This window comes from Aeromonas sp. R10-1 (assembly GCF_040908465.1).
Lineage (GTDB): Bacteria > Pseudomonadota > Gammaproteobacteria > Enterobacterales > Aeromonadaceae > Aeromonas > Aeromonas caviae.
In genome coordinates this window covers 176,510-202,554 of sequence record NZ_JBFODT010000017.1, presented here as the reverse complement: position 1 = coordinate 202,554, position 26,045 = coordinate 176,510, and the positions used below count along the sequence as shown (strand labels likewise).

The 26,045-nt window shown below is 62.9% G+C and carries 22 protein-coding genes; 15 read left to right on the top strand and 7 right to left on the bottom strand.

Annotation, left to right across the window (positions count from 1 at the left end; all coding sequences use genetic code 11):
* Positions 1–525: 525 nt before the first annotated feature.
* The 3 genes from AB5Y93_RS07785 to AB5Y93_RS07775 form a co-directional block, all read right to left on the bottom strand.
* Positions 526–2,547, bottom strand: coding sequence for an exoribonuclease II (locus AB5Y93_RS07785; protein ID WP_103243799.1), 2,022 nt, complete (start codon positions 2,545–2,547; stop codon positions 526–528).
* An 86-nt stretch (positions 2,548–2,633) separates the two neighbouring features.
* On the bottom strand, positions 2,634–3,533 hold the full coding sequence (locus tag AB5Y93_RS07780) for a LysR family transcriptional regulator ArgP (protein WP_143237012.1): 900 nt from the start codon (positions 3,531–3,533) through the stop codon (positions 2,634–2,636).
* Between the two features lie 233 nt (positions 3,534–3,766).
* Complete coding sequence (locus AB5Y93_RS07775; RefSeq protein ID WP_029313613.1) at positions 3,767–4,396, bottom strand: acyl-homoserine-lactone synthase; 630 nt, start codon at positions 4,394–4,396, stop codon at positions 3,767–3,769.
* A gap of 64 nt (positions 4,397–4,460) precedes the next feature.
* On the opposite strand from AB5Y93_RS07775, the gene AB5Y93_RS07770 reads away from it, so the two are divergent.
* The 3 genes from AB5Y93_RS07770 (at position 4,461) to AB5Y93_RS07760 (ending at position 8,233) form a co-directional block, all read left to right on the top strand.
* A complete protein-coding gene (locus tag AB5Y93_RS07770; RefSeq protein ID WP_368229123.1) occupies positions 4,461–5,243 on the top strand; it encodes a LuxR family transcriptional regulator in 783 nt (260 codons plus the stop codon).
* A 262-nt stretch (positions 5,244–5,505) separates the two neighbouring features.
* Positions 5,506–6,126, top strand: a complete 621-nt coding sequence (gene lysE / locus AB5Y93_RS07765; RefSeq protein WP_128345556.1) for an L-lysine exporter — start codon at positions 5,506–5,508, stop codon at positions 6,124–6,126.
* 127 nt (positions 6,127–6,253) lie between these two features.
* On the top strand, positions 6,254–8,233 hold the full coding sequence (locus AB5Y93_RS07760) for a bifunctional 2',3'-cyclic-nucleotide 2'-phosphodiesterase/3'-nucleotidase (RefSeq protein WP_324045912.1): 1,980 nt from the start codon (positions 6,254–6,256) through the stop codon (positions 8,231–8,233).
* Positions 8,234–8,347: 114 nt separating this feature from the next.
* On the opposite strand, the gene lpxL is transcribed toward AB5Y93_RS07760, so the two are convergent.
* Positions 8,348–9,271, bottom strand: coding sequence for an LpxL/LpxP family Kdo(2)-lipid IV(A) lauroyl/palmitoleoyl acyltransferase (lpxL, locus tag AB5Y93_RS07755; protein WP_103243797.1), 924 nt, complete (start codon positions 9,269–9,271; stop codon positions 8,348–8,350).
* A 248-nt stretch (positions 9,272–9,519) separates the two neighbouring features.
* Between lpxL and hldE the strand changes: the two genes are divergently transcribed.
* Positions 9,520–10,947, top strand: a complete 1,428-nt coding sequence (gene hldE / locus AB5Y93_RS07750) for a bifunctional D-glycero-beta-D-manno-heptose-7-phosphate kinase/D-glycero-beta-D-manno-heptose 1-phosphate adenylyltransferase HldE (RefSeq protein WP_039039759.1) — start codon at positions 9,520–9,522, stop codon at positions 10,945–10,947.
* Between the two features lie 154 nt (positions 10,948–11,101).
* Here hldE and tolC read toward each other — a convergent pair whose 3' ends face one another.
* Positions 11,102–12,427, bottom strand: coding sequence for an outer membrane channel protein TolC (gene tolC / locus AB5Y93_RS07745; protein ID WP_368229121.1), 1,326 nt, complete (start codon positions 12,425–12,427; stop codon positions 11,102–11,104).
* 306 nt (positions 12,428–12,733) lie between these two features.
* Here tolC and nudF point away from each other — a divergent pair, with 306 nt between their 5' ends.
* The 11 genes from nudF to parC all read left to right on the top strand — a co-directional run bounded on the left by nudF (position 12,734) and on the right by parC (position 24,278).
* A complete protein-coding gene (gene nudF, locus AB5Y93_RS07740; protein WP_199767269.1) occupies positions 12,734–13,375 on the top strand; it encodes an ADP-ribose diphosphatase in 642 nt (213 codons plus the stop codon).
* 99 nt (positions 13,376–13,474) lie between these two features.
* Positions 13,475–13,921, top strand: a complete 447-nt coding sequence (locus tag AB5Y93_RS07735) for a DUF1249 domain-containing protein (RefSeq protein ID WP_324058423.1) — start codon at positions 13,475–13,477, stop codon at positions 13,919–13,921.
* A 27-nt stretch (positions 13,922–13,948) separates the two neighbouring features.
* Positions 13,949–14,767, top strand: coding sequence for a 3',5'-cyclic-AMP phosphodiesterase (gene cpdA, locus AB5Y93_RS07730; RefSeq protein WP_052815075.1), 819 nt, complete (start codon positions 13,949–13,951; stop codon positions 14,765–14,767).
* A 9-nt stretch (positions 14,768–14,776) separates the two neighbouring features.
* Positions 14,777–15,364 carry a YqiA/YcfP family alpha/beta fold hydrolase gene (locus tag AB5Y93_RS07725; RefSeq protein ID WP_368229118.1) on the top strand — a complete coding sequence of 196 codons (588 nt, stop codon included), beginning with the start codon at positions 14,777–14,779 and terminating at the stop codon, positions 15,362–15,364.
* 2 nt (positions 15,365–15,366) lie between these two features.
* The gene (locus tag AB5Y93_RS07720; protein ID WP_368229116.1) at positions 15,367–15,990 is read left to right on the top strand and encodes an NUDIX hydrolase; all 624 of its coding nucleotides are present in this window, start codon (positions 15,367–15,369) and stop codon (positions 15,988–15,990) included.
* Positions 15,991–16,026: 36 nt separating this feature from the next.
* A complete protein-coding gene (locus AB5Y93_RS07715) occupies positions 16,027–16,431 on the top strand; it encodes a GFA family protein (RefSeq protein ID WP_368229114.1) in 405 nt (134 codons plus the stop codon).
* Between the two features lie 171 nt (positions 16,432–16,602).
* Entirely contained in the window at positions 16,603–16,845 is a 243-nt protein-coding gene (locus AB5Y93_RS07710) for a DUF1656 domain-containing protein (protein ID WP_042865381.1), read from the top strand.
* Entirely contained in the window at positions 16,838–17,704 is an 867-nt protein-coding gene (locus tag AB5Y93_RS07705; protein ID WP_069651983.1) for an HlyD family secretion protein, read from the top strand. Before AB5Y93_RS07710 ends, AB5Y93_RS07705 begins: the two co-directional genes overlap by 8 nt.
* A 1-nt stretch (position 17,705) precedes the next feature.
* Positions 17,706–19,709 carry an FUSC family protein gene (locus AB5Y93_RS07700; protein ID WP_368229113.1) on the top strand — a complete coding sequence of 668 codons (2,004 nt, stop codon included), beginning with the start codon at positions 17,706–17,708 and terminating at the stop codon, positions 19,707–19,709.
* A gap of 113 nt (positions 19,710–19,822) precedes the next feature.
* Complete coding sequence (gene parE / locus AB5Y93_RS07695) at positions 19,823–21,733, top strand: DNA topoisomerase IV subunit B (RefSeq protein ID WP_042877707.1); 1,911 nt, start codon at positions 19,823–19,825, stop codon at positions 21,731–21,733.
* Between the two features lie 250 nt (positions 21,734–21,983).
* Complete coding sequence (gene parC / locus AB5Y93_RS07690) at positions 21,984–24,278, top strand: DNA topoisomerase IV subunit A (RefSeq protein WP_368229111.1); 2,295 nt, start codon at positions 21,984–21,986, stop codon at positions 24,276–24,278.
* 52 nt (positions 24,279–24,330) lie between these two features.
* On the opposite strand, the gene AB5Y93_RS07685 is transcribed toward parC, so the two are convergent.
* Both AB5Y93_RS07685 and AB5Y93_RS07680 read right to left on the bottom strand, forming a co-directional pair.
* Positions 24,331–24,756, bottom strand: a complete 426-nt coding sequence (locus tag AB5Y93_RS07685) for an SH3 domain-containing protein (RefSeq protein WP_216944995.1) — start codon at positions 24,754–24,756, stop codon at positions 24,331–24,333.
* Positions 24,757–25,203: 447 nt separating this feature from the next.
* Complete coding sequence (locus AB5Y93_RS07680; RefSeq protein WP_368229109.1) at positions 25,204–25,998, bottom strand: CPBP family intramembrane glutamic endopeptidase; 795 nt, start codon at positions 25,996–25,998, stop codon at positions 25,204–25,206.
* Positions 25,999–26,045 lie beyond the last annotated feature (47 nt).

The following is a 26,045-nucleotide window of genomic DNA, read 5'->3' as shown; positions in this document are numbered from 1 at the left end:
CTGAAAACGGGGTGTCTTGTGACCTGGATCTCAAATACCCCGACCTCCCCCCTCCCGACATAGTGATGACGATCACAGTCAGTCGCTGTATTTCGGCTACATTTCGATCTTCTCGCCTCTGGGTGTCAATTTTTTGTGATTGATGTCTCGTTTTGCGGTTTGCGCAAATACGGTGTCAATGTGACTGTCGTCACAAAATCAAATTTTGCACTCAAATGAGTCATGATTTGTCGCCTCGTATTCGCAAGTAATGACGATGGATATGCCGTAGTTCATCGTTAATCACCAATGAATCATTTATTTTGTAACCCACTTTCAGTTTTTCCCCCGAGAGGATCGGTTCCGACAAGGCCTCTTGTGACGCCCGGGTGGCGGATCCTGATCCGCTCCCGTCTCGATCCTCCCTGCCGGTAGCGACGCAGGCTGGGGCCTGCGAACGGGTCTCCCATTCCGTCTGCCCGCGGAGCGCAGCCATAAAAAAAGCCCGCAGGATGCGGGCTTTTGCAGAGCAGACAAGCAGGGGGATCACTGCGCCTTGGGGGCCTCGTCGGCAGGCGCTGCATCGGCCTCGCTGGCAGGAGCGACCGGCGCCGGACCCGGCACCAGATCCACCGCCGGCTTGGCGATGAGGGAGCGGGTCTCTTCCACCGCCTCGGTCAGCTTCACCTCGATGATCTGGCCGAGCTCGTAGACCACCTCGGTCTTGTCCAGATAGACGCGGCCGTTGTCCCAGTTGCACTCCAGCCGATCCTTGTTGTCCAGGATATGGCGGGCGGGCATGAAGACCACGGCGCCGTTCTCCTGCAGGCGCAGCTTGAGGCCGGCGCGCATCACGTCGATGATCTCGGCGTTGAACACCTTGTCGGTGCCCGCATCGGCCTTGAGGTAGCGCACATAGAGCCAGTCGCCGATGTCGCGCTCCACCATGCGGTGCAGGCGGCGGCAGGCGGTCAGGTGCTCGGTCAGCTCCAGGCTGGGGCGCTCACCCGGGGTCTTGCCGGCGATGACCGCCTTGAGCAGGCGATGGTTGACCATGTCGCCGTATTTGCGGATGGGGGAGGTCCAGGTGGCGTAGGCATCCAGACCCAGGCCGTAGTGGGCACCCGGTTCGGCGGACATCAGGGCATAGCTCTGGAAGCGGCGGATCTTGCCGTCCAGCCAGCGGGTGTCCAGGTTGTCTATCCAGCGTCGCAGGGCGCAGAAGCCGGAGAGGCTGGCGATCTCTTCCTTCTCGAACGGGGCCTCGGCGGTCTTGAGCAGCTCGATGGCGCCGTCCAGGGACTCCTCGTCAAAGCCGGTGTGGACGTTGAAGATGCCGTAGCCGACCTCTTTGCCCAGCACGCGGCCGGCGCAGATGTTGGCGGCGATCATCGACTCTTCCACCATGCGGTTGGCGATGCGGCGCGGCTCCACGTGGATGGCCAGCACTTCGCCGTCTTCACCCAGCTCGAAGTCGTAGTCGGGTCTGTCCGGGAACACCAGGGCGTGCTCGGTACGCCACTTGATGCGGGCCTCCGTCATCGCCTTCATCAGGGGCAGCTGGGCCAGGACGCCGGCGTCGATATCCAGCGCTTTGCCGTGCTCGGCCCAGTCGGAGACGTCGTCATAGCTGAGACGGGCATGTGAGACGATGCGGGCGGCGAAGAACTCGGTCTCCTCCAGCAGCAGGCCATCCTCGGCGATGAGCAGACGGGCGCACAGGGTGTTGCGCTCCTCGCCCTCTTTCAGGGAGCAGAGCTCGTCGGAGAGGGTGCGCGGGATCATGGGTACGTTGCGCCCCGGCATGTAGACGGTGAAGGCGCGCTGGGCGGCCTCCTTGTCCAGCTCGCTCCCCTCGGCCACATAGGCGGTCGGGTCGGCGATGGCCACCAGCAGCTCCCAGCCGTTCTCCAGCTTGGTGATGGCCAGGGCATCGTCCATGTCCTTGGTCTTGGCACCGTCGATGGTGAAGAAGGGAACCTGGGTCAGATCCCGGCGGGGCAGCTCTTCCTCTTCGATCACCTTCCACTCCGGCAGGTCCGCCGGTTCAATCTGGGCCAGGTTGTGGCGCGCCAGCACCACCCACCAGGGCACGTTGTGATCTTCCTGGGTGGCGATGAGCTGGGTGATCTCGGCGGAGAAGTTGCCGTCCACCAGGGCATGGCGCTTGAGGGTGGCGACCACCCAGTCCCCTTCCTTGAAGGATTTCTCGTCCAGACCCTTCTTGGCGCGGGCCTTGATGGCGTCCTTGATGAGGGGGTGGTCGGGCACCACGTTGAGGCGGTCGCGGAACATCTTCACGCGGCCGACGAAGCGGGTGACGGCCTGCTCCAGCAGGGCATCCGGCTCGGCCACCTCTTTCTCTTTTTCAGTGCGGATCAGGGCGCTCACCCGGTCACCGTGCATCACCTTCTTCATGTAGGGAGGCGGCACGAAATAGCTGGTCTTCTCATCGACCTCCAGGAAGCCGAAGCCCCGATCGGAGGCGCGGATCACACCCTCTTTCTTGGGGATGTTTTCGCGGATTTGTTGCTTGAGCTGGGCCAGCAGCGGATTGTCTTGGAACATAAATGGGGAACCTGAGTGGAGACCTGATGGTTAATCGCCCAGCACTATACGTTTTTACCCCCCCAAAGCCAAGGTGAATGGCCCCCTCAACGGGGTTGCAGTGCCCGTCGTCCCTGCTGGATCAGGCGCTGGGATATCTGCTTGTGCAGCCCCCGCTCCAGCACCCAGCGGTGCCAGTAGAGCTGCTCGACCAGGTGGTGATCCGGGTTGAGATCGAGCAGGCGCCCCTCTTCCAGTTGCTGGCGGATCTGCAATTCCGGGATGAGGCAGCAGGCCAGCCCCTGCTCCGCCATGGCGACGAAGGCCTCGGAGGATCGCACCGTGTGGCAGGGGTAGCCACCGGGGGGGAGGGCGAAATGACGGGCCATGTAGCTGATGTGCATGTCGTCGCGCTGATCGAAGGCCACCGCCGGCGCCTTGGCCAGGGCCGCCGCCGTGAGGCCGTTCGGGAAGTGGCGGGCGACGAAGGTGGGGCTGGCGGTGAGCAGATAGCGCATCTCGCCGAGTTCGTCGACGCAGCAGCCCGCCAGCGGCTGGGGTTGCAGGCTGACGGCGCCGAACGCCTGCCCCTCGCGCACCCGGTCCAGGGTGCGGCTCTCGTCATCCACCAGCAGGTTCAGCTCGATGGGGTATTGCTCCAGCAGTGGCGCCAGGGCGGGCAGGAACCAGGTGGCCAGGCTGTCGGCATTGACGGCGATGCTGACCCGGATGGGGGCCCTGGGCTCGTCGGGGGAGAGTTCGCCGGCCAGCTCCAGCTCCAGCTGGCGCACCTGGCGATAGTGGGCCAGCAGCTTCTGGCCGAGCCCCGTGGCCTGCAGCGGCTGGCTGCGGATGATGAGCGGCTCCGCAAACTGCTGCTCCAGCTGCTTGATGCGCTGGGAGATGGCGGACTGGGTGATGTGCAGGCGCTGGGCGGCACGCTCGAAGTTTTGCTCCCGGATCACCGCGTCCAGGGCCAGCAGCAGCTTGTAGTCCAGCGTTTTCATCAGCATTCCTTATGAAAAAAGGGAGTTCAGCAAGAATGCTACTCAAGGGAGCGCCAGAGGACAACCTGACCGCCCCCATGGAGGGGGCCCGTGCCCGGGGCCGCCCCTGTGAGATGTGACAGTAGTCCTGGCATGAGATTCATAAGATACTCACCCGGTCCGTTTTTGCATGGGGTGGAAACGGACCATAGCGAGCGTCTTGAATCCCGGGCCGGTCCCGGGACTTTTTTTGCTCAGATGACGGCGAGCAGTGCATCCCCCGCCGGCCGGTAATGGCCCTGCAGGGGGCGATGGACGGCGCGGTCGAAACGCTCGTCCAGGTGGAAGCGGATGCCGACTCCGCGCACGGCCCCCAGATCCACCGCCTGGCGATGGCCGAGGCGTTCGATGGGCAGGCCGAGGCGGCGGAAGATGCGCTCCACCGGCAGGCTGACCACGGCCACCAGCTCGCGGATCCCCTGCTCCCTGGCGAAGGCCAGCACCTCGCGGAAGATGACGCAGGTGAGTTCGCTGATGCCGTTCTCCAGGCGAGGGGCCCGGTCGGCGTCGATGGCGAGGCGGGTCAGCTCCCACACGTCGTTGCCGCGCGGCGGGGCTTCGCCAGCGAGGGCGGTGGGGAAGATGCTGGGCAGCATGTAATCCTGGGCGCAACTGAGCAGGCGGATGCAGCCGCACAGCCCCTGCTTGTCTTCAATCAGCACCCAGTGGGTGTCGGGCTTGTCAAAGTTGTCCCGCTCCAGGCCACGGCGGGATTCCACGTCCCAACCGAGTCGATCGGAGAAGACGCGGTTGCGAAATCTGTAGAGCTCGTTTTCGACCTCCCATCTGGGGTGTTCTTTCAATTTTCCTTTGAAAACAAGCATTCATGTCTCTCCATTTCATGGTTAGGCGCTATAATCCAAGGCCTTGGCCAGGGGAGGCTTGCCTATGACACGCGACCAACTGCTTGAGTACCTGGAACATTTCACGCTGGTGACCGATGGCAACCGGTTGTCCGAGCTCATCGGCCGCTTCACCCTGGGAATGGGTTACGACTACTACCGCTTCGCCCTCATCCTGCCCATGTCGATGCAAAGGCCCAAGGTGGTGCTGTTCAACCAGTGCCCCAACTCCTGGGTACAGGCCTACACCCTGAACAACATGCTGGCCTGCGATCCCATCATCCAGCTCGCCCGCAGGCAGACCCTGCCCATCTACTGGAACCGGCTGGACGAGAAGGCGCGCTTCCTGCAAGAGGGGAGCATGGATGTGATGGGGCTGGCGGCGGAATTCGGGTTGCGCAACGGCATCTCGTTCCCGCTGCACGGGGCGGCGGGGGAGAACGGCATACTCTCTTTCATCACCCGGGAGCGGGCGTCGAGCGATCTGATGCTGGAGTCCTCGCCCATCCTCTCCTGGATGTCCAACTACATCTTCGAGGCGGCGATCCGGATCGTGCGCCAGAGCATGAGGGAGGACGATCCCCAGGAGCCCCTGACGGAGCGGGAGACCGAGTGCCTGTTCTGGGCCAGCGAAGGGAAGACATCGGGGGAGATCGCCTGCATCCTCGGCATCACGGAGCGCACCGTGAACTACCACCTCAATCAGGTCACCCGCAAGACGGGGTCGATGAACCGCTACCAGGCCATCGCCAAGGGGGTGAGCAGCGGCATCCTGCTGCCGAACCTGGAGCAGGTGGTGGTCACCAACTTCCCCTCCCTGCTGCAGTGAAAACAGGCCCGGCGGCACCGGCTCGTCGCCTGGCATCCCCTCTGTCGCCATCACCGCTGTCCTGCGCCGTCCCATCCTGCCGCCGATTCTCGGGGCGGGGCTGTGACCCCACAATTGTCAGATCCTGCAATTGACAACCTTCTTTGTGTGGTTTCGGCCTGGTTTTCATCAGTTTTATGAATGCATCAGAAAATGAATGAATTTCTCTGATTACCCGCGCCCCCTTATAGTGCGTTTCTCTCTTTCACAGGAACGCATCCCCATGTTCGCCACCACCCTGCAAGGCTTTACCCTCGGCCTTGCCATGATCATCCCCATCGGGGCCCAGAATGCCTTCGTGCTGAGCCGGGGCATTCACCGCAATCACCACCTGCTGACGGCGACCCTCTGCTGCCTGTGCGATCTCGTGCTGATCGGCATCGGGGTGTTCGGCGGGGCCAACCTGCTGGCGGCCAGCCCGATCGGCCTGGCCTTGCTGACCTGGGGCGGCGTGCTCTTCCTCGGCTGGTTCGGTATCCGTTCCCTGTGCAGTGCCTGGCGCGGCCAGGAGGCGGCCCTGGCGGACTCGCCCCGGTTGATGGGGGTCAAGAGCGTGCTGGCCATGACCCTCGGAGTGACCCTGCTCAATCCCCACGTCTACCTGGATACCCTGATGTTGCTTGGCTCCTTCGGCAGCCAGTTTGCCGAGGAGCTCAGACCCGCCTTCGCGGCGGGGGCCATGCTGGCTTCTCTGGTCTGGTTCTACGGACTGGCGTTCGGGGCGGCGGCACTCTCCCCCTGGCTTGCCAGGGGCCGGGTGCAGCAAGCCATTGATCTTGTTGTAGGTCTCATCATGCTGGTGCTGGCGGCCAAGCTGGCATTGGGTGCCATACCGGCCTCATGAGGCTATTTTTGTGCCGGGCTTCATAAAAATGAGTTCCGGTGCCATCTGCTGACATATTCGTCTGTTAAATTCCCGGCGCTGGTAAAGCGTTACTCATAATAAAAGGGAAAAAACAGTGAATAACACCATGAAGCTGGGGGCTATCGCCGCCATCGTGCTGCTGTCTGCCTGCAGCAACGAGAATGACAGCAAGGCGCAGCCGGGGACCGTCTCCCTGCGCCTGATCCAGACCTCCGACATCCACTCCAACGTGCTGGGGTACGACTACTACCAGAACAAGGAGGATCGCAAGTTCGGCCTCTCCCGCACCGCCCTGCTGATCCGCGCCGCCCGCGCCGAGAACCCCAACAACCTGCTGCTCGACAACGGTGACCTCATTCAGGGCACGCCGCTGGCGGACTACATCTTCGAGCAGTCCGGTGCCGGCTATCTCGAGAAGCAGGCGCACCCGGTGTTCAAGGCGATGAACGAGCTGGGCTACGACGCGGGCAACCTGGGCAACCACGAGTTCAACTACGGCCTGGACTACCTTGGCAAGGTACTGGCGGGAGCCGACTTCCCCTATGTGAACGCCAACGTGTTCGAGGCGGGGGCCTTCAAGCGCGATGCCAAGGGACAAATTGACTGGAGCGGCAACAAGTTCACCCCCTATCTGCTGCTGGAGCGCGAGGTGACCGATGACAAGGGCCAGCGCCAGCGCGTCAAGGTGGGCATCCTGGGTCTGACCCCGCCCCAGGTGCTGCAGTGGGACAAGCGTCATCTGGAGGGCAAGGTGGTGGTGGCCGACATGGTCGAGACCGCCAATCACTATGTGCCCGAGCTGCGCGCCAAGGGCGCCGACATCGTGGTGGTGGTGGCCCACACCGGCATCAATGCCAGCAGCTACGAGGCCATGATGGAGAACTCCGCCTGGCACCTGGCCAAGGTGAAGGGGGTGGATGCCCTGATGCTGGGCCACGCCCACAAGAACTTCCCCGGGGACTTCCCGGATCTGCCGGAGGTGGACAACCAGGCCGGTACCCTGAGCGGCATTCCCACCGTGATGCCCGGCTACTGGGGCAACCACCTCGGCATCATCGACCTCAAGCTGGAGCAGGTGGACGGCAAGTGGCAGGTGAAGCAGAGCCAGGCCAGCCTGCGCAAGATAGACGCCAGCGAGGGCAGTGCGGTGGATCAGCGGGTGGTGGACCTGGTGCAGGCGGATCACGACGCCACCAACCAGTGGCTGGACGAGCCGCTCGGCAAGATCACCTCCCCCATCCACAGCTTCTTCGCCCTGGTACAGGACGACCCCTCGGTGCAGCTGGTGAGCGATGCCCAGCGCCGCCACGCGGAGCAGTTGCAACAAGACGGCCTGCTCAAGGAGTCCTACCCCATCCTGTCGGTGGCGGCCCCCTTCCGTGGCGGTCGCAACGGCATCAATGACTTCACTTACGTGGCTCAGGGTGACATCTCCCTGCGCAACGTCTCCGACCTTTACATCTATCCGAATACCCTGCAGGTGGTCGAGGTGAACGGGGCCACCGTCAAGGAGTGGCTGGAGATGAGCGCCGGCCAGTTCAACCAGATCGACACCGGCAAGACCGGGGTGCAGTGGCTGGTGAACGAGAGCTTCCCCACCTACAACTTCGATGTGATTGACGGGGTCAGCTACGAGGTGGACATCACCCAGCCGGCCCGCTACAGCAAGGACGGGGTCAAGGTGAGCGACGGCCAGCGCATCAGCGGCCTCACCTTCAACGGCCAGCCCGTGGACCCGTCCCAGAAGTTCTACGTGGTGACCAACAACTACCGCGCCAGCGGCGGCGGCCACTTCCCGGGCATCGACGGCAGCAACATCGTCCATGAAGATCCCTTCGAGACGCGGGAGATCATCGCCCAGTACCTGAAGGCCCAGTCTGCGGACAACCCGGCTGGCTTCAGCCCGGCGGCCAACAACAACTGGCACATGAAGGCCCTGCCCGCCAACGTGGACGTGCGCCTCTACTCCTCGCCGACCGACGAGGCCAAGGCCCTGGCGGGGGCGGATCTGTCGTACCAGTCCACCCTGCCGATGGATGATGCCAAGCACCCTGGCTACGCCATCTACCGCCTGATCCGCCAGTAAGGCAGACGCTGGCAGCCAACAAAAAAGCCCTAGCAGTGCGAGGGCTTTTTCATGAGGCGCGGTGCCATCCTGCCCTGTCGTCTGGACTTGCCCGGTCGACGGGGCGGGAGGGCATCAGTAGTAGCCGGGATCGTCCGGATTGGGGCGGGTCTTGAAGCGGCGGTGCAGCCACATGTACTGCTCCGGCGCCTTGCGCACGGCGGCTTCAATCTCGCGATTGGCGCGGCTGGCATCCGCCAGGTCGTCACCGCTCGGGTAGTCCGCGAGCGGGGCCCCGATATGCAGGGTGTAGCCCTCCCGGGTGCGGATGTTGTAGCAGGGCAGGGTGACGGTGTTCTTCACCCGGGCCAGGGTGGCGGTCCCCGTGATGGTAGCGGCCTGCTCCACCGCGAAGTAGGGCACGAAGACGCTGGCATGGCTGCCGTAGTCGTGATCCGGTGCATACCAGAGGGCGTCGCCGTTGCGCAGCGCCTTGATCATCCCCTTCACGTCCATCCGGTCCACCAGGTATTTGTTGGAGGCGCAGCGACCGTGGTACTGGGCGTACTCCAGCACCGGATTGGTGTTGGGGCGATAGACACCGACCCCGGGGCGTACCAGGCCGAAGCAGCGGGCATTGAGCTCCAGCGTCAGGAAGTGGCAGGAGAGCAGCAGCATCCCCTGGCCCTTCTCCATGGCGTTGATGACGTGCTCTTCCCCTTCCACCTTCATCAGGCGGCGCATCCGCCAGTCTGGCCAGAACCAGGCCATGCCCACCTCGAAGATGGCGCAACCCACGCTCTCGAAGTTCTGCACCAGGAGGGCTTCGCGCTCATCCCGGCTGAGCTCGGGCATCGCCAGCTCCAGGTTGCGGCGGGCAATCTTGACGCGGGATTTCAGCAGCTTGCGGGCCAGGGTGCCGAGCTGGCGGCCCAGCCACATCTGGCTGCGCCAGGGCAGCAACACCAGCAGCCAGAGCAGGGAGAGGCCTAGCCAGCTCCCCCAGTAACGGGGATGGAACAGACGGGGTTCGAGGCGGGGAGCGTGTTCTTGGGCCATGAAGAGTCTCTTGTTCGCAAAGGCAAAGGGGGGAGTCCGACCGAACCGGGGGGCCTGTGTGGGGTGGCCCGGCGCGGATGCGGTCACTCGCATGTCGAGGATTCTATCCGAAAAGCGGGGGCGGGCGCGAATCGCCGTCATCTGGTCAGAGGGGGCGTCAGGGGGCAGGGCCGTGCTTTTTTCACGCCCCGGAAAAGAGTGTGATAAAATCGGCCGCTGAATTTTTCAGGTTTTGAGAGCCGATACAGATGAAAATCACCCTGCCCGAGTTTGAAAAAGCCCGCATCCTGGTCGTTGGCGATGTCATGTTGGATCGCTACTGGCATGGCCCTACCGGCCGGATCTCCCCCGAGGCACCGGTCCCCGTGGTCAAGGTCGAGCACATCGAGGAGCGCCCGGGTGGCGCCGCCAACGTGGCGCTCAACTCCGCCGCCCTCGGCGCCCAGGCCGTGCTGCTGGGCCTGACCGGTCAGGATGAAGCCGCCGATGCCCTCGCCAGCCAGATGGCCGGGGTCAAGGTGGCCTGTGATTTCGTGCGCCTGACCGACTATCCGACCATCACCAAGCTGCGGGTGCTGTCCCGCAACCAGCAACTGCTGCGCCTCGACTTCGAAGAGGCCTTCCACGACGTGGATGCCAGCCTGCTGATGGGCAAGGTGGAGCAGGCGCTGCCCCAGGCGGACGTGATGATCCTCTCCGACTACGGCAAGGGCGCCCTCAACGATGTGCCCGGCATGATCCGGCGTGCCCGCGCCGCCGGCATCCCCGTGCTGGTCGACCCCAAGGGGACCGATTTCGAGAAGTACCGCGGTGCCACCCTGCTGACCCCCAACATGTCCGAGTTCGAGGCCGTGGTGGGCAAGGTGAAGGGGGAAGAAGACCTGGTCGCCAGGGGGCTGGAGCTGGTCAAGCGCTTCGAGCTGGACGCCCTGCTGGTCACCCGTTCCGAGAACGGCATGACCCTGATCCGCGAAGGGCAGCCCGAGCTGCACCTGCCGGCCCAGGCCCACGAGGTCTATGACGTCACCGGTGCCGGTGACACCGTCATCTCCACCCTGGCGACTTCCCTTGCCGCAGGCAAGAGTCTGGATGAGGCCTGCGCCCTGGCCAACACCGCTGCCGGCATCGTGGTCGGCAAGCTGGGGACCTCCACCGTGAGCCCGGTGGAGCTGGCCAACGCCCTCTACACCGAGCAGGAGACCGGTTTTGGCGTCATGTCCGAGGCCCAGCTCAAGGTGGCCGTCCAGGCCGCCCGTCTGCGCGGCGAGAAGGTGGTGATGACCAACGGCTGCTTCGACATTCTGCACGCGGGTCATGTCTCCTATCTGGCCAATGCGGGCAAGCTGGGGGATCGCCTGATCGTGGCGGTGAACACCGACGAGTCCGTGCGTCGCCTCAAGGGGCCGGGTCGCCCGGTCAACCCGACCGAGCGTCGTATGACGGTGCTGGCGGCCCTGGGTGCCGTGGACTGGGTGGTCCCCTTCAGCGAAGACACTCCCCAGCGTCTGATCGCCGAGATCCTGCCAGACCTCCTGGTCAAGGGGGGCGACTACAAGCCCGAAGAGATCGCCGGTTACGCCGAGGTGACCGCCAATGGCGGCGAGGTGCGAGTGCTGAACTTCGAGGACGGCTGCTCCACCACCGACATCATCAAGACCATCCGCGAACGCGGATAAGCGTAAAACCCGGCCAAGGCCGGGTTTTTTGATGGGGCTGCCGGGTCGGTGACATGGCCGCTGCCTGGCAGGCCCCGACCAACGCACTTCCAGCGGCGAACAGAGATGAAAAAGGCGACCCCGGGGTCGCCTTTTCTCATGGTGTGCGCCTGGCTCAGGACTTCTTGGTGACCTGGGCGGCGGGCATCAGACCCTGGTTCACCTCTTCCAGATCCTTCTGCTCCAGGATGCCGGCGGCCTGCTTGAGGGAGAGGATGCTGAGGATGTAGTTGTAGCGGGCCTCGGAGAGCTTCTGCTTGGCCTGATACAGCTTGCGGGTGGAGTCCAGCACGTCGACGATGGTGCGGGTACCCACCTCGTAACCGGCCTCGGTCGCCTTCAGGGCGCTGTCGGCGGAGATGACGGACTGGCTGTAGGCGCGGACCGAGCCGATGCTGGCGTTCACGTTGTTGTAGGAGGAGCGGACCGTGCTCTGCACCGAGCGGAAGCTGCGCTCGAGCTGTTCGCTGGCGGCCACGTAGTTGAACTGTGCCTGCTTGACCTGGGAGGTGGTGGCCCCGCCAGTGTAGATGGGCAGCTTGAAGTTCAGGCCGATGTTGCCCTGATTGCTGTTGCTCTCGGGGTTGCGGATCTCGTCCTTGTAATCGTTGTAACCGGCGTTCAGGCCGGCGCCCAGATCCAGGGTCGGTTCATGACCGGTCTTGGCCAGATCGATCTGCTCCTTGGCGATGTCCTTGCCGATGCGGGCGCTGTGCAGCTCCAGGTTCTTGTCTAGGGCCAGTTCCAGCCACTTGTCGGAGTTGAACGCGGTCTTCTGCGGGCTGAAGCGATCGGTGTTGAGCACGTCCAGTTGACGGTGGTCGATACCGGTCAGCTCGCGCAGGCTCTCGTAGCTGTTGTCCAGGGTGTTCTCGGCATTGATCTCGTCCGCCAGCGCCTGATCACGCTCGGCCTCGGCCTCGTGCACGTCGGTGATGGCGGTCAGGCCCACTTCGAAGCGCTGCTGGGTCTGTTCAAGCTGACGCTCGACCGCGGTCTTGTTGGCACGCACGAATTCCAGGGTATCCATGGCCTTGAGCACGTCGAAGTAGGCCTGGGCGGTACGCAGCATCAGGTTCTGGTACTCGAGGTTGTAGGCCACGTCGGACTGGGTGGCGCTCTTCTCGGTCAGATCCAGGTTGACCCAGTTGCTGCGACGGTAGATGGATTGATCCAGGGTCACGGAGCCGGTAGCGCCCGTGTTGGTCATGGTGTCGTTCTTGTTTTGCAGGTGGTTCAGGCCGGCGCCCAGGTTGATCTGGGGCAGCAGGGCTGCACGGGATTCGTTGATCTTCTCGAAGGCCTGGTCCCGCTTGGCCTTGGATTCCAGCAGCTGGGTGTCCTTGATCTGGGCCTGTTGGTAAATATCGAGCAGGTTTTCGGCATGAGCGGCGCCGCTCACACCCAGCATCACCATGACTGACAAGAGTGTTCTTTTCATATGATAGTTTTAACCTTTTGTATCAACCCAAAGCTGTCCGCTGGATGAAGGGGGGATTGTCACCGACCAAGCTTGATTTCAGCTTAACCACTCTACTATAAGCAGATTTCATTGCGAACTGTCTCTTTTCCAGCTGCGGAAACGTCAAGGTCCGGGGCGAGTTTTCTCGGCAACGCGCCTAGCCAAATGCCCTGTGGCTGCTAAAATCCTTCCCTCATCGTCGGCGAGAGCGAGTGAATGAATGTTCATTCATGCCCCCGAATATTATGGTCAAACCAAGCCAAGTCAAGCTGGCAGGAGTCTCGAATGTCACAGCAAGCCTTGCCTCAAACCTGCCACTACTCCAGCGATGATGTGAAAATCATTGAAAAATCAGCTGGATATAATGGCTTCTTCAAGGTGAATGTCTACCGCCTGCAACACAGGCTGTTTGCCGGTGGCTGGAACGCCCCCATCGTCCGGGAACTGTTCGAACGTGGCCATGCCGCCGCCCTGCTGCCTTATGATCCGGTGCGGGACGAGATCGTGCTGGTGGAGCAGTTTCGCATCGGCGCCATGGAGACCAGCGCCACCCCCTGGTTGCTGGAGCTGGTGGCCGGCATCATCGATGAAGGGGAGACCGCCGAGGCAGTGGTGCGGCGCGAAGCGGTGGAAGAGGCAGGGATCGAGGTGGGACGCTGCGAACACGCCATCAGCTATCTGGTGAGCCCGGGTGGCAGCACCGAGCGCATCGAGGTGTACGTGGGCGAGGTGGATGCCAGTCAGGCCAAGGGGATCCACGGTCTGGCGGAAGAGGGGGAAGACATCCGGGTCCACGTGGTGAGCCGCGAGCAGGCCTATGCCTGGCTCAAAGAGGGGCGCATCGACAATGCCGCCTCCGTCATCGCCCTGCAGTGGCTGGCCCTGAATCACGGCGAGCTGCGGGCACGCTGGCTGGCGGGGCGCTGAGGTGACGCTCGTTCAGACCCGGGTCAGGTGCCCTGTGTCCGACTGGAACACTGTGCAGTGGGTCCACCCTTCATGGACCCTGATTGAGGGAGCCGCGACATGTCATTAGTCCAGAGCCCGATGAAGCGCTATGTCCCTGATTTGATGTCCTTGCAGCGTACCTGCGAGGTCAATTACATGGCGCTGATGAAACTGTTGCCGCCCGGCGGCAGCGTGGGTGCTGAGCGCCGCTATCAGGTCGGCAACGGCCTGCAGTTCCAGCTCACGGTGACCGAGGAGAGCCGCTTCACCAGCCAGGTGATCCTGGTCCAGCACAACCCCGAATTGCCGAGCTACTTGCAAGCCCGGATAGAGATTCGTTTGTATCATGATGTGCGAATGGCGGAAGTGTGTGCGGCGCAACAGATTTCAATGTTGCAACCACGTTATGATTATCCCAATCAAAAAATGCATCACAGGGATGAAAAGGAGCAGGTAAATCTATTCTTGGCCGATTGGTTGAGATTTTGTCTCAAACACGGCACCAGCCTGATTAACATCCTCTAGTCGAACCCATAAAAAAGAAGCGTGATTTTGGAAACAGAGCTACCTCAGGCGCCGGACGGCAGTGTGCGCCTGTTACAGATTACCGATACCCATCTCTTCGCCAGTGCCGAGGGGCGGCTGCTGGCCGTGCCCACGGCCCAGAGTCTGGCCGCCGTGCTGGAGCGGGTGCAGGCCAACGAGCACCCGTTCGAGCTCATCCTCGCCACCGGGGATCTTTCCCAGGATCACAGCCCGGAGTCCTACCAGCGTTTCGCCTCCATGATGGCGCCCCTGGCTCGCCCCATCTACTGGTTGCCCGGCAACCACGACGACGGCCCCCTGATGACCGAATACCTCCATGCGGCCGGCATCAGCGAGGCCAAGCAACTGGTGGGGGATCACTGGCAGGTGATCCTGCTGGATACCCAGGTGCGCGGCAAACCCCACGGGGTGCTGGGGGATCACCAGCTGGCGGCCCTGGATCAGGCCCTGCGCCAGCATCCCGAGCGCCATGCCCTCATCGCCCTGCACCATCAGGCGGTGCCGGTGGGCTGCGCCTGGCTGGATCAGCACAACCTCAAGAATGCCGACGACCTGTTCGCCGTGCTGGCCCGCCACCCGCAGCAGAAGACCATCCTGTTCGGCCACGTCCATCAGGAGTTTGACGAGGTGCACCACGGAGTGCGGCTCATCGCCAGCCCCTCTACCTGCATCCAGTTCAAGCCGCTCTCCGACGGTTTCGCACTGGACGAATCCGGCCCGGGCTGGCGCTATCTCACCCTGCACCCGGATGGCCGGGTGGCGAGTCAGGTGTGGCGCCTGCCGCTGGGGCAGTTCGTGCCCGACCCCAATGCCACCGGTTACTGAGGCGTTGCCATGAAGCCCGTCCTGCTCTATCTGCACGGTTTCAATTCATCCCCCGGCTCTGCCAAGGCGCAGCAGATGGCGGCCTGGGTGGCAGAGAACAGGCCCGATATCGAGGTGGTGATCCCGGCCCAGCCCAACACCCCGGCGGCGGCTTGGGGGGCCATCGAGCAGACCATTGCCGATCTGCAGAGCCGTTATGGCAACGAATTCAAGCTTGGCGCCGTGGGCAGCTCCCTCGGTGGCTTCATGGCCACGAGAGTGAGCGAGATGTACGGTTGCCGCGCCGCCCTCATCAACCCGGCGGTGCGCCCCCACGAGCTGCTCTGCGACTACCTCGGCCCCCAGACCAACCCCTACAGCGGCGAACGCTATGAACTGTTGCCCGGACACATGGACGAGCTGAGAGCGCTGGCGGTGCCGGTGACTGCTCCCGAGCGGCTCTGGGTGCTGCAACAGCAGGAGGACGAGGTGCTCGACTATCGCAAGGCGCTGGACGAATACCGCTTTGCCCGTCTCTCCCTGGAGTGTGGCGGCGATCACGCCTTCACAGGCTTCGAGCGCTACCCCGCCCAGATCGTCCGTTTCCTCGGGCTCTAGCCATGCAACTGCCGTTGGCCGCCTTCCTCGAACAGGTGCTGGCCACGGCTCAGGCGGGGCTCACCTACTCCCGGGATCCCTTCGACATCGCCCGCTTCGAGGCGCTGCGAGCGGCCACGGTGACGCTCATCACCAGCCAGAGCGAGCTGGCCCCCGACGCCATCGGCGACTGGATTGCCCTCGACAGCGGCTATCCCACCCCCAAGCTCGATGTGCGGGCCTTCATTCAGAACGATGCGGGCCATGTCCTGCTGGTGCAGGAGCGCAGTGACGGCTGCTGGACTCTACCCGGTGGCTGGTGTGATGTCGGCGATTCGCCTGCGGACGCCGTGGTGCGGGAAGTGAGCGAGGAGACCGGTCTCGCCTGTCGGGCGGTGCAACTGCTGGCCCTGTTCGACAAGCTCAAGCATCCCCATCCCCCGCAGTTGCCCCATGCCCACAAGGCCTTCTTCCTGTGCGAGGTGACGGGGGGCGCTCTGCTTACCGACACCGATGAAACCAAAGGGGCGGGGTACTTCCCCATCGACGCCTTGCCCGAACTCTCCCGCCACCGGGTGGTGGCGTCCCAGTTGCGCACCCTGCATGACCATCTTTTACAAGGGCGGCGGGATACCCTGTTCGATTAACCGGTTCGCAGCCTGACACTGCGGCAAGGAGGCAGCATGATCACACGCATCGGCAATACCCCCATCCAGAAGAAACAAAAGGCGAGCTGCCACTGCGGCGCCGTGGTGCTGGAGCTGACCCTGCCGGATGGCGTGGTGGATCCGCGCCGCTGCGACTGCTCCTTCTGTCGGCGGCGTGGGGCCATCGTCGCCTCGGTGCCGCTCTCCGGCATCCGCATCCTGCAAGGGGAGGCGGCGCTTCGTTGCTACCAGTTCAACACCCGCACCGCGAAACACTACTTCTGCAGCGTCTGCGGCATCTACACCCATCACCAGCGCCGATCCAATCCGGCGGAATATGGCTACAACCTCGCCTGTCTGGAGGGGGTCAACCCGTTCGATCTGGGAGAGGTGCCGACCCGGGACGGGGTGCATCACCCGGCAGATACCGTGGCCGATTGAACGCGAGGTGACTGCCCCGACGGGTGGCGGGGAGGACGGGCGAGGCGTTGTCGTGCCACTCCCGTGACGACGCCTCAGGGGGTCATCTGCTGGTGTAGCCCCCGCAATGGCTGTGTTAACCTTGCCCTGTCCGTCTCCCGGCGGACCCCGGCCTCTCTCTTCATTCCATCTCTGCCAACAGGGGGCACACCCGTGACGACTGCTTCAGCGCTGCCGGATCTGATCCTCGGGGCCTCGCTCTACTTTCCGCCCCTGTTCAAGGCCGTGCTGCTCGGCCTGCTGGGCTGGCTGCCGCTGCACCATCTGCTGCGGGACTGGCTCTATGGTGGGGATGTCTGGCACCCCCTGCTGATGGATCTCTCCCTCTTCATCCTCGCCGTCAGCGGCGCCCTATGGATATTGCTACATGGCTAAATCACCCCTTGCGACCCTCAAATACTTCTCCACCCTGCTGGTCTTTGCCCTGGCGCTGGTGTCGCTCTGGTGGCTGTGGAACGACTACATGCAGGGTCCCTGGACCCGGGATGGCAAGGTGCGGGCCGAGCTGGTCAGCATCACGCCCCAGGTGTCGGGCAAGATCGTCAGGATAGGGGTCAAGGACAACCAGCTGGTGAAGGCGGGGGAGCTGCTCTTCACCCTGGATCCCGAGCCCTATCGCATCGCGCTGGACAACGCCAGCGCGGCCCTGGCCAAGGCCAAATCGGATCTCGACAAGGCGGAGCACGAGGCGAATCGTCGCCAGAGCCTCTCCCGCACCGTCATCTCCGCCGAGGCGGTGGATGAGTCCAGGCTCAATGCCCAGGCGATGAAGGCGGCCTATGAGGTGGCCCAGGCCAATCTGGAGCAGGCCAGATGGTCCCTTGCCCGGACCGAGGTCCACGCCGCGAGCGACGGCTACATCACCAATCTGCAGGCCAGGGTCGGCAACTACGCCACCGCCGGGGTGCCCCTGGTGGCCCTGATAGACACCCACTCCTTCTATGTGCAGGGCTATTTCGAAGAGACCAAGCTCAGACACATTGCCCCCGGCAAACCGGCCGAGGTGGTGCTCTACAGCGGGGATCGGGTACTCAGGGGGGAGGTGGAAAGCATAGGGCGCGCCATTCACGATCAGAGCCTGGAAGGCAGCGAGGGGCTGCTGCTCGACGTCAAGCCGAACGTGCCCTGGGTGCGCCTGGCCCAGCGGGTGCCGGTGCGGATCAGGCTGCTGGCGATTCCCCCGGATCTGGTCTTGATCGCGGGCACGACCTGTACCATCACCATAGGGGACTAGAGTGAACCCCTCGCTCTGGCGCCAGACCCCCTGGGGCAAGGCCAACGGCGGCCAGTGGCGCTACGCCCTGCGCAATGCCCTGGCCATGTGCCTGTCACTCTGGCTGGCGTTCGTGCTGCAACTCGACTCTCCCTACTGGGCCATGACCTCCGCCGCAGTGGTGAGCTTTCCCACCGTGGGGGGCGTCATCAGCAAGAGCCTGGGGCGGGTGGTGGGCAGCCTCATCGGCGCCATGGCGGCGGTGATGATCACCGGCCTTGGCATCGGTGATCCCTGGCTCTTCAGCCTGCTTATCGCCCTCTGGCTGGGGGGTTGCACCTACATCTCCAACCACCATCAGAACAACGTCTCCTACGGTTTCGCCCTGGCGGGCTATACCGCCGCCATCATCGCCTTCTCCTGCGTCAACCTGACCGACCCGCAACATATCTTCGACATCGCCCAGGCCCGGGTGAGCGAGGTGATCGTCGGCATCCTCTGCGGCGGCCTGATGATGATGATCCTGCCGAGTTTCTCCGATGGCGAGACCCTGCTGGACTCCCTTGGCAAGAGCCAGACCCGGCTGCTGGAACATGCCCAGCTGCTCTGGCTCGGGGAGACGGGCGCCGATGTGCGCACCGCCCACGAGGGGGTGATCGGTCAGATCCTCACCCTGAACGTGCTGCGCATCCAGGCCGTCTGGAGCCACCACCGCCTGCGCCGCCACAACCAGTTGCTGAACTATCTGCTCCATCGCCAGCTGAGGATGGTCAGCCTCATCTCGGGGCTGCGCCGCATGCTGCAACACTGGCCAGAGGACGCCGTCGACCCGGCCCCCATGCTGGCCGCCGTGCTGCGGGAGCTGGGACAGGGGGGCTGCGACAAGCTGCGCATCGCCCGCCTGATGGCGCCCTTCGTGGCCCGTTCGGGGGATGATTATCGCTGTCAGGCCTTCTGGCTGCGGCTGCGCCACTTCTGCTGGAGCTACCTGGAGTGTCAGCGCTGGCTGGAAAGGCTGGCCCGCCACGATGGACAGGAGTGGCCGGCGCCGCCGCGCCACAGCTCTCTGACCAGCCACACCGACGGCCTGGAGGCGGCCTACAACGGGGGGCGTACCTTCCTCTGCGTGATGCTGGGCTGCACCTTCTGGATCCACACCCAGTGGGATGCGGGCGCCGCGGCCCTGACCCTGCTCGCCATCTGCTGCGTGCTCTATTCCGCCACCCCGGCCCCGGCCAAAGGGGCCCAGACCATGCTCAAGGCCATCGTGCTGCTCAGCTTTATCTGCTTCGGGGTCAAGTTCGGGCTGATGATCCGCATCGACGACTTCTGGATCTTCTGCGCCCTGCTGTTCCCCGCTCTCATCATCCTGCAACTGCTGAAATTGCAGCGACCCCAGGGGGCGGCGCTCTGGGGTCAGCTCATCGTACTGCTCGGCTCCTTCCTCGCCATCACCAATCCGCCGAGCTACGACTACCTCGCCTTCGTCAACAGCAGCCTTGCGCAGGCATTGGGGGTGATGAGTGCCGGACTGGCGTTCCAGCTCCTGAGGCCCAGCTCGGATCGGCGCAAGAGCCGCCGCCTGATGCACCGTCTGCGGCGGGATTTCGTGGACCAGCTGGCCCCGTCCCCGCATCAGAGCGAGGGGGAGTTTGAATCCCGGGTCTATCACGCGGTGAGCCAGCTCAGCCAGAGTCAGGATCAGGGGGCCCGGCTCTGGGTGCTGCGCTGGGGCGTGGTGCTGCTCAATTGCAGCCACATCGTCTGGCAGCTCAGGCTCTGGCGCAGCCGGGATCCGGCCCTCTATCTGGTGCGGGACGGCTGTCTGCGCTGCCTGAAAGGCATTCTGACCGAAGGGGGCGTGCAGCACGAGACTCTGGGGCGTACCCTGGCGGAGCTGGAGCGCATCAGCCAGGGATTGGGGGAACATGCAGACCCGGCGGCCCGGGCACTGGCGGGGCTGGTGTGGCGACTCCACTGCTCCCTCTCCCAGCTTGTGCAGGCCCTGCCCGGGGAACCCGCCTGATCCCGGGCGGGGAGGCCGGAGCCCCTCTGGATCACCCTTTGCGAGCGCCCCATTTGTCCCGGGCCCTCCCAGCGAGTAAGATTCCCCCCAAACGTCAATTCGCAAGGCCCTCCATGTCCACTCAATACAATGCGGATGCCATTGAGGTCCTCAATGGCCTTGAACCGGTGCGTCGCCGCCCCGGCATGTACACCGACACCACCCGGCCCAATCACCTCGGCCAGGAGGTCATCGACAACAGCGTCGACGAGGCGCTGGCGGGTCACGCCCGCAATTTGGAGGTGATCCTGCACGAGGATCAGTCCCTCGAGGTGATCGACGACGGTCGCGGCATGCCGGTGGACATCCACCCGGAGGAAGGGGTCTCCGGCGTGGAGCTGATCCTCTGCAAGCTGCACGCGGGGGGCAAGTTCTCCAACAAGAACTATCAGTTCTCCGGCGGCTTGCACGGGGTGGGGATCTCCGTGGTGAACGCCCTCTCCGATCGGGTCGAGGTGACTGTGCGCCGGGACGGTCAGGTCTACGACATCGCCTTCGAGCGTGGCGAGAAAGTGCAGGAGCTGACCATCACAGGCACCTGCGGCCGTCGCAACACCGGCACCCGGGTGCGCTTCTGGCCAGAGGCGCGCTACTTCGATTCGCCGCGCTTCTCGGTCTCCAAGCTCGAGCACCTGCTCAAAGCGAAAGCCGTGCTCTGCCCGGGCCTCACCATCAAGTTCCTCGACAAGAACACCGGCATCAAGCTTGAGTGGTGCTACGAAGACGGCCTCAAGGATTACCTCATCGATGCGGTCAAGCAGTTCACCTGCCTGCCGGAGCAGCCCTTCGTCGGCTCTTTCAGCTCCGAGCAGTCGGCGGTGGACTGGGCCCTGTGCTGGTTGCCGGAAGGGGGCGAATGCCTCGCCGAATCCTATGTGAACCTCATTCCCACCGCGCTTGGTGGCACCCATGTCAACGGTCTGCGCCAGGGGCTGCTCGACGCCATGCGCGAGTTCTGCGAGTTCCGCAACCTCTTGCCCCGAGGGGTCAAGCTGACCCCGGAAGACATCTGGGATCGCTGCGCCTACATCCTCTCCATCAAGATGCAGGACCCGCAGTTTGCCGGTCAGACCAAGGAGCGACTGTCGTCCCGCCAGAGCTCGGCCTTCGTGTCGGGCGTGGTGAAGGATGCCTTCAGCCTCTATCTGAACAGCAACACCGAGCTGGCCGAACAGTTGGCGGAGCTCTGCATCTCCAGCGCCCAGCGCCGGATGCGCGCCGCCAAGACGGTGGTGCGCAAGAAGATAACCCAGGGCCCGGCCCTGCCCGGCAAGCTCACCGACTGCGGCTGCGCCGATCCCATGCAGGGAGAGCTCTTCCTGGTGGAGGGTGACTCCGCGGGCGGCAGTGCCAAGCAGGCGCGCGACCGCGAATTCCAGGCCATCATGCCCCTGCGCGGCAAGATCCTGAATACCTGGGAGGTGGAGGCCGGTCAGGTGCTCGCCTCGCAAGAAGTGCACGACATCTCGGTGGCGATCGGGCTCGACCCCGACTCCGACGACCTCTCCGGCCTGCGCTATGGCAAGGTGTGCATCCTGGCGGATGCGGACTCGGACGGTCTGCACATCGCCACCCTGCTCTGCGCCCTCTTTGTGAAGCACTTCCGCACGCTGGTGGAGAAGGGCCACGTCTATGTGGCCATGCCGCCCCTCTACCGGATCGACATCGGCAAGGAGGTCTTCTACGCCCTCGACGAGGACGAGAAGAACGGCGTGCTGCAACGGGTCGAAGCCGAGAAGAAGAAGGGCAAGGTGATGGTGACCCGATTCAAGGGGCTGGGTGAGATGAACCCCAAGCAGTTGCGGGAAACCACCATGGATCCCAACACCCGCCGCCTGGTGCAGCTCACCATGGGCGCGGAAGGGGGGGCAGAAGGGGAAGATGGGGACGAGACCCTGCAACTGATGGACATGCTGCTGGCCAAGAAGCGCGCCGGTGATCGCCGCGAATGGCTGGAAGAGAAGGGCAACCTCGCCATCATCTAAAGCGAGTCGCAAGTACCCCGGCCCTCCCCTTCGCAAGGGGAGGGGGCCAAGTCTCTCCTCCCCCTCATGGAGGGGGAGGTTGGGAGGGGGTCTTGTGATTCACCGTCGGCCCCTTGCCGACCCGCATTTCCGGCGTGCCCTCTGAGGGCGTGCCATAGCAAGAGAACAACCTTATGAGTGATGCTATCAAGCTCAGTCTGTTGGATGAAGTAGAGCGCCAACCAGCTCCCGAACCGAAAGAGATAATCACATGAGTGATGCCATCGAGCTCAGTCTGGACGGGGTAGAGCGCCAGCCAATGCGCACCTTTACCGAACAGGCTTACTTGAACTACTCCATGTACGTCATCATGGATCGGGCCCTACCGCATATCGGCGACGGCCTCAAGCCCGTGCAGCGGCGCATCATCTACGCCATGAGCGAGCTGGGATTGTCGGCGCTGTCCAAGCACAAGAAGTCCGCCCGTACCGTGGGTGACGTGCTGGGTAAATATCACCCCCACGGCGACAGCGCCTGTTACGAAGCCATGGTGCTGATGGCCCAGCCCTTCTCCTACCGCTACCCGCTGGTGGACGGTCAGGGCAACTGGGGTGCGCCGGACGATCCCAAATCCTTTGCCGCCATGCGTTATACCGAGGCGCGGCTGTCGCGCTTCTCCGAACTGCTGCTCTCCGAGCTCGGCCAGGGCACGGTGGAGTGGACGCCGAACTTCGACGGCACCATGAAAGAACCGGTGGTGCTGCCCGCCCGCCTGCCGCACATCCTGCTCAACGGGGTGACCGGCATCGCGGTAGGCATGGCGACCGATATCCCTCCCCACAACGCGCGGGAAGTGGCCCACGCCTGCGTGGAGCTCTTGGACAACCCCAATGCTGGCCTGGATGCCCTGATGGCCCATGTGCAGGGGCCGGACTACCCGACCAACGCCGAGATCATCACGCCGCGCGACGACATCCGCAAAATCTACGAGACCGGCAAGGGCTCCATCAAGCAGCGGGCGGTGTGGAGCGAAGAGGATGGCGACATCGTCATCACAGCGCTGCCCCATCAGGCCTCCGGTGCCAAGATCATGGAGCAGATTGCCGCCCAGATGGTGGCGAAAAAGCTGCCGATGGTCACCGATCTGCGGGATGAATCGGACCACGAGAACCCGACCCGTCTGGTGATCGTGCCGCGCTCCAACCGGGTGGACGTGGAGGGGCTGATGGCCCACCTGTTCGCCACCACGGATCTGGAGAAGAACTACCGGGTCAACCTCAACATCCTGGGTCTGGACAACCGGCCCCAGGTGAAAGACCTCAAGACCATCCTCACCGAGTGGCTGAGCTTTCGCCGTGAAACGGTGCGCCGCCGCCTGCAGTATCGCCTCGACAAGGTGCTGGCCCGCCTGCACATCCTCGAAGGCTTGCTGATCGCCTATCTCAACATCGACGAGGTGATCGAGATCATCCGCACCGAGGAAGAGCCGGGCCGGGTGATGATGGAGCGCTTCAACATCAGCGAGACCCAGGCCGAGGCGATCCTCGAGCTCAAACTGCGCCACCTGGCCAAGCTCGAAGAGTTCAAGCTGCGCGCCGAACAGAACGAACTGGCCGAAGAGCGCGACAAGCTGGAACTGATCCTGGGTTCCGAGCGCCGTCTCAGCACCCTGCTGAAGAAAGAGATCCTGGCAGATGCCGAGAAGTACGGCGACGATCGCCGCACCCCGCTGGTGGAGCGCGCCACTGCCGTGGCCCTGACCGAGAAGGAACTCACCCCGAGCGAGCCGGTGACCGTGATCCTCTCTGACAAGGGCTGGGTGCGCGCCGCCAAGGGCCACGACGTGGACGTGGAGGGCCTCTCCTACAAGGCGGGGGACAACTATCTCGCCCACGCTCATGGCCGCAGCAACCAGCAGGCGGTGTTCCTCTCCACCCTGGGGAGAACCTACTCGTTGGAGGCCCACACTCTGCCGTCGGCCCGCAGTCAGGGCGAGCCGCTCACCGGTCGCTTCGCGCTGGGCGCCGGCGAAGAGGTACGCCATCTGGTGATGGGCAACGAGGGCGAGCCGTACCTCATCTGCTCTGATGCCGGTTACGGCTTCGTCTGCAAATATGACGACCTGACGGCTAAGAACAAGAACGGCAAGGCGCTGCTTACCGTGCCGGAAGGGGGCCTGGTGATGGCGCCCCAGAAGATAGGCGCGCCGGACACGGATCTCTGCATGGCTATCTCCAACGAGGGGCGCATGCTGTTGTTCCCGCTCAATACCCTGCCGGTGCTCGGCAAGGGCAAGGGCAACAAGCTCATCAGCATCCCCTCGGCGCGCGTGAAGGCGCGGGAGGAGTTTGTGGTGATGGCGGCCGTCATCCCGCAGGGCCAGTCCGTCACCCTGTTTGCCGGCAAGCGTAAGCTCACTCTTAAGCCATCTGACCTTGACTACTACCGCGGCGAGCGCGGCCGCCGCGGCGCCAAGCTGCCCCGCGGCTTGCAGCGGGTGGATCGCATCGAGATTGAAACCGTCGTCGGCGCCGAGCCGGCAGCCGGGGAAAATCAGGAAGGGTAAAGGCTAACTACCAACAAAAAGGAGCGATCAGATCGCTCCTTTCTTTTCTAAATCAGGTAACAGGAGATAAAGACAGGTATTCATCTTTTACCCATCCATGAATTCCTCTCTTACTGATATAGGCCCACTTCCCTTCCACTTTATATAGCAAAACAAAATCACCCTTTATAAGTCGTGTCGCTATATATGATGATGTGTTTGGCTTTTCACGAACATTTAATTTCGAGGGGATAACATATCTGACAAGCACATTACCCGACTTCAAGCTTGTCTCTTTTCTTTCATAGACCTTTGATGTGGATGAGGTAGATGGGGCCACCAATTGGTGGCTATACGTGTTTATACGGCATGTTTTACTCCATGAAATACATGAGTTACCGCATGGCTGTCCCTTTTTGCAGTTTTTGGCATGAGCAGGGCTGATCAATAAAATTAACAATGACAGTAATAAAAAAATCCTTTCAGTTGCCACTTTCATTCGCTCCTCAATAAGCGCTCTCATCCTGCATCGCATGACAATTTTAATGGCGAAGTATAAAAATAAAGAATTAATATATAAGCACGATATCATAACCAAGGTGAGGTTCATCGTGATCTAAGTCTATTTTATGTCTAGCGTTGAATGGTTCTTGAATACAGAGTTGATAAATATAAGAGAAGTCTAAGTTACATCCCCCTCATTCCCGACCCTTCTCCCGCAAGGGGAGAAGGGAGCCCAGACCGCAGCATTTTTGGAATGCGTGACATCTATGGCTACAGGTTGGCAGGCGCTGATCCCCTCTCCCCTTGGGAGAGGGTCAGGGTGAGGGGAGGCCGTAGGTCTGATTAGCGAAGCGTAATCAGACGTTCGCGAAAAAAGCTGCCGCCATGCTGCGGGCACGCCTACGGCTCTCTCTATCCATGGCTAGCCTGTGTATTGCGTGCATCAGGTGCCTGTGTGGCTGCCAAGCAGCAGCATCAGGCTAAACAGCAGCCAGTCATTGATGATGTGTGAGCCGGTCGATACCCAGATGTTTTTGGTGATGATGTAGCCACTGAGCAGCACGATGCGGGCCGTGCCGATCACCAGAAAACATTGCAGAAAATTCCAGTCATAAGTGGGCAGGTGCAGGGCTCCGAAGATTAGAGCCGTCGATAGCCAGGCGATGAGGATGGCGGACTTGCGGGTCAGGCCGAGCTTCTGGTGACAACACCAGAGGATGGCCAGAAAAGGCAGGATGGAGATCACCTCCTCGCCGAAGAGCTGGGGCGCCGTCTTGAGATAAAAGAGGATGCGCGCCGTATTGGACGCCTCTGCCAGCATGGCGTTGACCGGGTTTGCATTCAGCTGGAACAGGTGCTGCATGGTCATGGCAACGGCGATTGAGACCAGTATGTTGATGCCGGTAATCGCCAGCATCAAGAGACAATCCCGCCGCGTCGGCGTTCGAAACAGCGCTCGCCATGCCTTACCCGCTACCATGGCGAGCACGGCCAGGGGGATGAGAGGGAACAGGATGGCGGATACAAAGCCGCCCGCCGTGGTTTTATAAAATGCAAGGTGCGCCGTCAGCACGGTGAAACCCAGCACCACCCCCAGCAGGATGAGTGCCCAGCCACGGGCAGACGGGGTGTGAGGATCCTGGCGATAGAGGGGGAAATCCCCGGCGCTCTTGCGCTCGAGCCCGAGGCGCTCACTGTCATTCAATACCGGGAATGCTGTAGGTTGATGCTCACCCATGGTGATCCTCGGGATGTTTATCCGTTGCTGTGCAGACAACCCTACAC